The organism is Mesorhizobium sp. M4A.F.Ca.ET.050.02.1.1 (genome assembly GCF_003997725.1).
Classification (GTDB): Bacteria; Pseudomonadota; Alphaproteobacteria; order Rhizobiales; family Rhizobiaceae; genus Mesorhizobium.
This window is the reverse complement of record NZ_RZSG01000227.1, coordinates 1-8,029: the sequence shown is the minus strand read 5'-3', so window position 1 is coordinate 8,029 and position 8,029 is coordinate 1. Positions and strand designations below refer to the sequence as shown.

Sequence of the window (8,029 nt, the reverse complement as noted above, 5' to 3'; positions counted from 1 at the left end):
AGGTTACGCCTCAGATGCTTCAGGCGGGCGTGGCACGCTTTTGCGATCTTCCTTTGGAAGAAGTTGATCCCACTTACGTGGTTTCGGCGGTATTGGAGGCAATGGGACTGGAGTTCGCATCGCCAGCGGAATGATACTCCCATAGAGGGCGACATCGGCCATTTCCTGCGCCATTCGCCTCAGGTCCGCAACGTTGACGTGGAACACGTAATCCTTACCGCCGAATTGGTTGGCTCTTTTACTGACCCTCATGGCCCCAAGCTTGGCGTCGCTTTGAATATCGGCATGGGCAATGAAGTTGCGGTTCTCTGCGCATATGTTTGCGTAGAGTAGGAAGGTCCCTATGGCTTCGCTCATCGCCGGTTCGGTGCGCCTCAGGATCACAGTGGAAGCCCTGATAAGCCCGATCTTTTGGGAATTTGTAAGCGTAGTCCTCAGGAAGGCGGCTTGAGAGTATTCTAGCCCTTGGTAGAGGAACCGCTCATAGACATTCTCGACCCGCGCCCACCAGGATGTGATACAACCAACGGCGTGCATCGCGTTGTCTTGGTCATTGGGGTAATCAGGCCATGCGGCCTGCCCATACATGGAGTCCTTATCTCGCATGGATAAGTCTGTCCCCTCAGACGAAAAGCGCTTCAATGAGACGCTGAAGCGGATGCTGAAGACGCCCCCGAAGCCGCATGACAAGAAAGAATCACCGCTTAAGGTGGCCGCCAAAGAAGCGACGAAGCAAGCCATAAAACATAAGCGTTGACTCTCCTATAGCAGCCGACCACCATATCGATTTTGGTGTGGGAGGGGTGGCAGATGAGACTAGCAATAATTGTACTTGCGATTTCGGGAATGATCACGTCAGCGGCGGTCGCGCAAGGCGACGGCCCTGTAATTGTCCCTGACAGAATCCAACAGTTGGCAACAGAGTTTCCGGTTGCTGAGCGACTGCATATCAAATGGGCTAATGCTTCGGTCGAAGATATTGGCCGTTATGTCGGGCTGCTGTCCGCTGTAAACGAAGTTGCAAATTCCATAGCGATTAAGAACGACCGTAAGACCGCGTCGGATGACGACTATAGGGCAGCCTTTTCCGTATTTTGTTTCTGGCCTGTAAATAAGCCACCGCTAGCGGAACCCTATTGGAACGACGCGTCGGCGGCATTCGGCAACGAAAAAGTTCGCGCCGCGCTCGGTTCGAGCGTAGGCCCGCTTGCCGTTGCCCTTCCATCGATGATTAAAGACGGGACCGCAAGCGACGAAGTGCTAAAGAAATGGCCACAAAATCAGGCAGAATATATGAAGTACGTAATCGACCTCGAAAGTTTGAAAAATGCTAAGTGACCTCATTCACTTCGCTATAACTGTCCCGGTTATTGACCTGTCAATTGCAACTTTTTTTATCTACGCCACTCATGCTTCTTGGAGGTCAGTTCGTCCATTTGAAAATGAAAAGGACACCGACGAAAGAACGCTCGGAGCCACCGTAATATTGGCTCAACTGGGAGCCGTGATAACCGGGTCATCAATCATATTGGCCGGCATCGCAGCTTTCGTCGCTTTAGCTGGTGCCACTATCGGTGAGTTGGACAAGTTTCATATTCTATATGCGGCAGTGTGGGCTGTATTCGCGATGGCCCTGTCACTTTTTACGATGTCAACTCTCCCCCACCGCACGCCGACACAGAACTTTGTAAAGTCACATGGCGTTGCGGTCTTATGTTCTGCCGCACTTTATTTTTGCCTCGCTTCGAGCGCGAGATTCCTTGTCGCGGTCGGCTCAATATTATTTTGATCGTTTTTTCCAACGAAGGAAAGCGCGAGCCTTCTGCTTAGGCGAGACCGGCTTCACCAGTCCGCCGATAGGTGAGGCGCTTGCCTTCGATCTTGGCAAGCAACTGGTCGTGGCGCTCGGTGTCGGTGAAGTTGAGCGCCGCGCGGCGATTGTAACGGAAATCGAACTCGGCAAGGTAGCGGTGCAAGTGCGCTTCGCCGCAATGCTGATAGACGCCGGTCATGCCGCGCTTGAAGACTGAGAACACGTTCTCAATCGTGTTCGAATGGATCGACTCGCCGTCCTCATAGCGAACGTATTCGCCAGCGGAATGATTGGTCGTCTTGTGCGAGGCGTATTCCTCGCCAGTCGTGGTGTAGAGCTTGGACTGGTCGGTGTAGAGCGTCGAGTTGCGGTCGGCATTGCGAACCAGGATATCGCGCACAACAGCCTTGGTGGCGTGCTGGACGTGAACCATGCGGGCTTTGCCGCCGCGCTCGACAAGGCCGATAACGGTGCGCTTCGGCTTCATCTTGCGCTTCAAGCGCGGCTGGCCTTTGCGCTGCGGCGAAAGGTAATCGCGGTCGACGCGTCCAATGTAGGTTTCGTCGGCTTCAACGGTCTTGCCTTCGCCGCCAAGCGGACCGCTGGACTTCACGTCTTCGGCCATCGCCTCGCGGATGCGGTGCGCCATGAACCAAGCGGTCTTGTAGGTGACGCCAAGCATGCGGTGCAGCTGATGCGCGGACATGCCTTTCTTGGACGAAGCCATGAGGAACGTCGCCAGAAGCCACTTATTCAAGGCGATCTTGGAGCGCTCGAACACGGTGCCGACAGTGACGGTGAACTGCTCACGGCATTCCATGCAGTTGTACAGGCCGGGACGATGCGCCTTGCCTTCCATCTTGGTGATACGGTCAGGACGAGCGTTGCCGCAATGCGGGCAGTTGGGACCATAGGGCCAACGCTGCGCTTCCAAATGGATGCGGGCGGCTTCGCCGTCTTGGAAGATTGGGCTGTCGAGTTTCATGGCTAGGTGCTCCCTGCCATCTTTCTAGCAGATAGCCCGTACTTTGTCACGTATATAATTAGGATTATTATCCTAGATGCGGTGATGCTCGGAGGGATCGCAATGGTCAGGCGCAAAAAACCCAGGCAGCTATCCGGTTCGGATTTGGAGCTCTTCCTGCAGGCGGCGGAGGCGCTGCACAAGAGCATCGTCGGCCCGCTGATCTCGCCGCAATGCGATCACTACCGCTCGCTCCAGCTTCTGCATGAGGCGCTGTTGAAGACGGTGCGAGAGGTCACCGGCAAGGAGGGTGGCGTTCATCCGGTGGAACGGGACGGGGCCGGTGAAGTAGGCCTAGTGAACGAGCCGCCTCGAAGCGGCCAGAGCCGCTTCCATGTCAGCGGCATTGACGATCCCTCTGACGAAAAGCACCATCATCAGCCGGGCGACATCGTTACGCTCGGCGTCGGCGGAAATGCCATAGTCGCGGCAATGCTTCGTCAATGCCTGGGTCAGCATGTGACGATCGTCCGAACTGATGTAAGTCGAGGAAGCCGTCGCGCCTCGGTCGATTTGGCCGGGATTAGCCTCGACGACCGTGCCGTTCTCTACGCCCTTTTTGCGGATTACCCGCAGTCCTGGCTGCAAGGAGGTGGAGGCTGGCGCGTCCTTCTGGCGACTCCAGTGTCGTGAGCGCATGACTCTCTTCTTCCTCAGTCGGGGGAAAGCGCGATCTACTCTTCCAAGCGTCCGTGTGCCTCGGTTGGGTGCGGACGACTGGTGTTAACCGCTAGCGGGTGGCTTTGGTTCCGTGGGCGTCGGGTACGAGCCTACCGCACCGCCGAGCTATTGCGGCGACGCGTATTGGCTCCCAGCCCGGGACGAGGTCGGTGACGCCGCCGCCTCCGAGAGCATTCACTCGGCCATGGCCCTGCGGCGTTTTGAAAACAACCGGCGCAACGCCACTTCGTCTGAGATGCCGTTCTCGAACGCTTGGATAACTTCGTTGGCAAGCTGCTCCCTCTGTTCCCGGTCCTTAAGGGCCAGACGGCGCTCGCTGCAAAGCTGGTCAAAAACGTTCTGGATAATCTCCAGATCGACAGGCGTGAATATGCTGCTGTATTTTTTGAAAGCCATGACGCTTTCCTCCCCCACCCGGGCGAAAGCGTGATCTGCTCTTTCAAGCATCCGCTTGCCTCGGTTGGGTGCGGATGACGAAGTTAATTGTATTCCTGCAATGTCACGTTAGCGAGTCGATTCGGCCTCGAACCGAATAGCCCGGTTTCGCACGGAGTGACAGGGTTTAGGGAACCGGGCTATCCAGCAAGCCCGCTGCCATCTGAAGGATGGGTGGCAACGGGCTTTTGGGACCTGACTAAACGCACGACCCGTTGCACGGTTCCCCGACATTGGGTCTTGCTGGCGGGCTTTTTCGACCCCCTCTGAAACCCTTCGACCGTGGCCCGAGCGCCAGGTCTAAGCCTCGAGCCATTTCGCCCGGGGCTGGGGAACGCTGCTGCTTCGCAAAACCCAATCCAGCACGCGCGGGTCGACATCGTTTTTGCCGGTAAGCCTGCGGATCAAAAACGCGGCGTGGGCCACCCATTTATCTTCAGGAATTCCGTCTTCGATGACCGATTTTACGAAGGCACACCGAAGGACCTCGCAGTCGGATGAGGAGACACCTCGCCGGTTCATGATGCAAATCCTCCGAATGCTCCGCAAACGAGGCTTGATGTCTTTTCGTTCCGGCAGCGGACTGCAGTCGCAAGCCTGCTGCGACTGAAGTCGCAGCGACAAAAGCAAAGGGCTGGAGGCGGCAACCAACAAACTGCCAATACATTGATGCGGGGCCGCCGATTATTTCGACCCCCTCCGTCGTCGGTCATCCTGGGTGCCTGCCATGCTTACCTTTCGAACATTGTGGGCGCCTGGCTTTGCCAACGGCAAGCGGCGTTTGACAGCGAGGCGAATGTGACCCTTGTCCAGAGCAGAGCGGACCTACCTGACATCGCAGGTCGGCTCGCAAACGACGCTCCCACCCCTGATGATTTTTCGATCCTTGATCTCATTTCGAGTGACGATGATGCCGCTGACCTTGCCAAGCAGCGAACGGAGCGCCTTGGCAATGTCGTGGTTGTCATAATGGCTGTCTGCTTGATCTTTCCACTGGCGATTTGCTTTGCGCTGGCGATCAGGGCGGTCTCGTAAGAACGCCACGGGGACAGCCCAGTGAACTAGTGGACAAGCCTAGACGCGGCCAGAGCCAACTTCATGTCAGCGGCATCATCTATCCCGCTGACGAAGAGCACCACCATAAGCCGCGCGACATCATCTCGTTCGGCGTCGGCGGAAATGCCAAAGTCGTGGCAATGGTCCGTCAATGCCTGGATCAGCATGTCGAGATCATCCGATTTGACACAGGTCGGGGAAGCCATACGCGAGCTCCGTCATCCTGAGGGCGGCGCGTGGAGAACATTACCTTCCGCGCCACGGCGGAAGTAGCTGGTCCTACCGCGATCCCACTTCACCTTTATTGTTTGGTCGGTGGTAGCGACCACAATCCCACGCTCGGTAGTGTCCTTGCGGATTACCCGTTGTCCTAGCTGCAAGGTGGCGGAAGCTGGTGCGTCCACAGACGGACGCATGCGTTCTGAAAAGCGCATGACGCTCTCCTTCCCTGGGGCGAAAGCGCGATGGACTCTTCCAAGCGTCCGCGTGCCGCTGCCTGGTGCGGACGACTGGTATCAACCACCCTCGGTAGCTTTGGTTCCGTCGGGTGCGGCGCGAACCGGGCCTACCGCGCCGCCGAGCTACTGCCGGCGACGCGGATATCTCTAAGTTTGAAAACGCGATCGGCCTGTGCTCTTGGGCGCCGGCCAATTTGCGTCGGCCCTCGCTCGCATCAACAGCCTTCGGGCGTCGTTTTCAACTGGCCTGGAGCAGCCGTCTTTGCATCGGTATCCTGCTGCCCCGGAGCCGCCTGCTTGGCACTGCCGGTCTGCTGGCCGGGTGCGCAATCCTTCGCCGAATTCGGATTGGTGTCGCTCGTGGTGGTCGAGTCTGTACCCTGATTGGTGGTGCTCGGCATCGTTGTCGTCGTCGTGGTTGTCGTGGAAGATCCGCTCGTGGTGCTGGTTGACTGCGCAATGGCAAGCCCAGTGGACAGGGCCAAGATAGGTAACGCGAAAAGTAGCCGGTTCATCGTTGTCTCCTTACGAGGCGGTCCCTTCGATTTCCAAAAGAGGAAAACACGCGAACGGTTCCCGAAAAGCCCGAGGGATCGTGTGTGGCGGCCAGGTTCTGGGCTCGGGTCTGCCGGCTCGCCCCGGTATGGGCGCAAAGAGCGGCGAATATAGGAAAACGGCGCGGACAGACAGATGTGATACTGGCTGTCTTATTCGGGCGAGGCCCATGCACCAAGCTCATAGAGGTTGCAGAGCACTCTTGACGACAAAGGCCCTCAAACCCATATCGCCGCTGGGCCAGGGATACTGCCGTAGGTCTCGGCCCTCCTGACACTCAATTGTTCGTTCGATTTGGAGGATCTTATGAACGACCGGATGTTCGACAGCCCTGTTTTCGTCAAGAGCGGAAAGAGCCTGATCCAGGAAATCGCATGCATCGAGGACGCCCTGGAATTTCTCTACGAATGGCCGAAAAATAGGCGCGGCCCGATTTACGACACTGCGCTGCGAGCCTGCCAAAAGGCATTCGACAGCGATTACCCGCGAAACGCCGCAAGGGAGGCCTTCTGCGGTTTCGCAAAATCAGCCAAGGTTCTTGAAGAACTGAGCGCACCGCCGCCATGGATGGCCAGCGTCGGCGGCCGCGGTGGGCTAGCCGCTTGAAGTCTCGCGATGGAGGTCGCGATGCTCTCAAAGCCATTCGAAAAGCCGATCCGAGTTTGGGTTGGAATGGGTTTTCCCCGTCAGCTCAACACCGTGGTTGACGCATACCAGTTTGCCACCGATTGGTGCGGCAACAGTCCCGAGCAGAAAGCTGCCATCCGCGCGTGCAAGGCGGCACTGGTCGGAGACATCGACGCGGAGACGGCCAGGGGAATCTTTGCCGCCTTTGCCCGGAAGAAGGACATCCTTATCGAGGATGGAAATATGCCGCCGCCTTGTTGGAAGGCGCGGCCTTCGCACGTCTAAGCTGGTGAGGCGGCGGTCAACGTCGCCTCAGCCATACTTCAGAGGTGTTCCCCTATGACCGCCTCCAGGTGTCCCTTCCTCGCGGAAGTCCTGCAAGGACGCGTGGCGCAGGTCTTCCTCGCCACGGAGGTGCTTTACACGGCCAATCAGCCCTGGCCTTACCCATTGCGTCGCCGGCCGCCTCATGCCGTTCGGCGCCGTGCCTGCGTGCTCCTGGACGCGCTGCCACAAGCGTTCTCGCATTTCGCGGTTTAGAGTGATGAAGGCGCTGCCGACATAGCGCCCGGTGCCGCGCTCGGCCATGAGGGCGAAGGCAGGCTTGCCCGCCTCGCGCTCGACGCCGAGCAGCTCGTATTCGTCGATCGTGTAGCACTTGGCCTTGAGCCAGGCCGTAGAATTGCCGGAGCGATATTTGCTGTCCTTGCGCTTCGAAACCATGCCTTCAAGCCCGGCTTGCTCGATGAGATGAAAGATGGACTTGGCATCGCCCGGCAACGCTTGACTGAACTGGATGCGCCCGCCAGGCGGGATCATCTCGGCCAGAATCTCGCGCCGGTCCTCCAGCGGGATGTCGCGGAGGTCGTGGCCATTGAGGTGGAGAAGATCGAAGGCGACGAAATAGAGGTCCTGTTGCCGACTGGTAATGGCCTTACGCAGCGCCTTGAAGTCGGACAGCCCAGCCTCATTCGTGACGATCACTTCGCCGTCGATGATCGCGTCCTCGGCCTCGAGCTCGCTCGCGGCCTTGGCAAGGTCGCGATATTTTGCAGTCCAGTCGAGCCCGCGGCGGCTGAAAATGCGCACACCGGCCACGTCCCGAACAATTTGGGAGCGGTAGCCGTCGAATTTCACTTCATGAATCCAGCCATCGCCTTCCGGTGGCTTGTCGACGAGCGTCGGCATCAACGGCTCGATAAATGACAACCGGTCGCCGCCGGCAAGCCTAGGCATTGGAACTCCCCATGCGAAACTTTGATTCAATATCGCATGGTCGCTTCGGTTCCGTTAGTGATTGCTAAAAAGCCCGTCGGCCGGAGCCAGCGGGAGAGGCCTTACTGGAGTAGCCAGGGCTGTGGCCCCTGGCAAAGTGCAAAC

At 58.0% G+C, this 8,029-nt stretch carries 10 protein-coding genes; 5 read left to right on the top strand and 5 right to left on the bottom strand.

The window, feature by feature from the left end; genetic code table 11:
* Positions 1 to 604 precede the first annotated feature (604 nt).
* Positions 605 to 757, top strand: a complete 153-nt coding sequence (locus EOA33_RS39075; RefSeq protein ID WP_189375269.1) for a hypothetical protein — start codon at positions 605 to 607, stop codon at positions 755 to 757.
* Between the two features lie 53 nt (positions 758 to 810).
* Positions 811 to 1,338 (top strand): hypothetical protein, encoded by a 528-nt coding sequence (locus EOA33_RS16655; RefSeq protein ID WP_127406085.1) that lies wholly within the window; start codon positions 811 to 813, stop codon positions 1,336 to 1,338.
* Positions 1,339 to 1,826: 488 nt separating this feature from the next.
* Here the strand turns inward: EOA33_RS16655 and EOA33_RS16650 are convergent, their stop codons facing one another.
* The gene (locus EOA33_RS16650; RefSeq protein ID WP_127406084.1) at positions 1,827 to 2,798 is read right to left on the bottom strand and encodes an IS1595 family transposase; all 972 of its coding nucleotides are present in this window, start codon (positions 2,796 to 2,798) and stop codon (positions 1,827 to 1,829) included.
* Positions 2,799 to 2,942: 144 nt separating this feature from the next.
* Here EOA33_RS16650 and EOA33_RS41515 point away from each other — a divergent pair, with 144 nt between their 5' ends.
* Positions 2,943 to 3,470: a hypothetical protein gene (locus EOA33_RS41515; protein WP_348628243.1), complete on the top strand. Its 528-nt coding sequence runs from the start codon at positions 2,943 to 2,945 to the stop codon at positions 3,468 to 3,470.
* A gap of 222 nt (positions 3,471 to 3,692) precedes the next feature.
* Here the strand turns inward: EOA33_RS41515 and EOA33_RS16635 are convergent, their stop codons facing one another.
* From EOA33_RS16635 to EOA33_RS16620, 3 genes are all read right to left on the bottom strand, one after another.
* Positions 3,693 to 3,914 (bottom strand): hypothetical protein, encoded by a 222-nt coding sequence (locus EOA33_RS16635; RefSeq protein ID WP_189347905.1) that lies wholly within the window; start codon positions 3,912 to 3,914, stop codon positions 3,693 to 3,695.
* Positions 3,915 to 5,014: 1,100 nt separating this feature from the next.
* Positions 5,015 to 5,215: a hypothetical protein gene (locus tag EOA33_RS16630; RefSeq protein WP_126055231.1), complete on the bottom strand. Its 201-nt coding sequence runs from the start codon at positions 5,213 to 5,215 to the stop codon at positions 5,015 to 5,017.
* 467 nt (positions 5,216 to 5,682) lie between these two features.
* On the bottom strand, positions 5,683 to 5,982 hold the full coding sequence (locus EOA33_RS16620; RefSeq protein WP_127406081.1) for a hypothetical protein: 300 nt from the start codon (positions 5,980 to 5,982) through the stop codon (positions 5,683 to 5,685).
* A gap of 346 nt (positions 5,983 to 6,328) precedes the next feature.
* On the opposite strand from EOA33_RS16620, the gene EOA33_RS16615 reads away from it, so the two are divergent.
* Positions 6,329 to 6,628: a DUF982 domain-containing protein gene (locus EOA33_RS16615; protein ID WP_127406080.1), complete on the top strand. Its 300-nt coding sequence runs from the start codon at positions 6,329 to 6,331 to the stop codon at positions 6,626 to 6,628.
* 9 nt (positions 6,629 to 6,637) lie between these two features.
* Positions 6,638 to 6,934 carry a DUF982 domain-containing protein gene (locus EOA33_RS16610; protein ID WP_245482346.1) on the top strand — a complete coding sequence of 99 codons (297 nt, stop codon included), beginning with the start codon at positions 6,638 to 6,640 and terminating at the stop codon, positions 6,932 to 6,934.
* Between the two features lie 27 nt (positions 6,935 to 6,961).
* Here the strand turns inward: EOA33_RS16610 and EOA33_RS16605 are convergent, their stop codons facing one another.
* Entirely contained in the window at positions 6,962 to 7,837 is an 876-nt protein-coding gene (locus tag EOA33_RS16605; RefSeq protein WP_190234290.1) for an ATP-dependent DNA ligase, read from the bottom strand.
* Positions 7,838 to 8,029 lie beyond the last annotated feature (192 nt).

Excerpts from the sequence above, each read along its gene's own strand:
- EOA33_RS16630 (WP_126055231.1), bottom strand. The coding sequence starts at position 5,215 with ATGGCTTCCCCGACCTGTGTCAAATCGGATGATCTCGACATGCTGATC.
- EOA33_RS16650 (WP_127406084.1), bottom strand. The coding sequence starts at position 2,798 with ATGAAACTCGACAGCCCAATCTTCCAAGACGGCGAAGCCGCCCGCATC.
- EOA33_RS16635 (WP_189347905.1), bottom strand. The coding sequence starts at position 3,914 with ATGGCTTTCAAAAAATACAGCAGCATATTCACGCCTGTCGATCTGGAG.
- EOA33_RS16620 (WP_127406081.1), bottom strand. The coding sequence starts at position 5,982 with ATGAACCGGCTACTTTTCGCGTTACCTATCTTGGCCCTGTCCACTGGG.
- EOA33_RS16605 (WP_190234290.1), bottom strand. The coding sequence starts at position 7,837 with ATGCCGACGCTCGTCGACAAGCCACCGGAAGGCGATGGCTGGATTCAT.
- EOA33_RS39075 (WP_189375269.1), top strand. The coding sequence starts at position 605 with ATGGATAAGTCTGTCCCCTCAGACGAAAAGCGCTTCAATGAGACGCTG.
- EOA33_RS16655 (WP_127406085.1), top strand. The coding sequence starts at position 811 with ATGAGACTAGCAATAATTGTACTTGCGATTTCGGGAATGATCACGTCA.
- EOA33_RS16615 (WP_127406080.1), top strand. The coding sequence starts at position 6,329 with ATGAACGACCGGATGTTCGACAGCCCTGTTTTCGTCAAGAGCGGAAAG.
- EOA33_RS16610 (WP_245482346.1), top strand. The coding sequence starts at position 6,638 with ATGGAGGTCGCGATGCTCTCAAAGCCATTCGAAAAGCCGATCCGAGTT.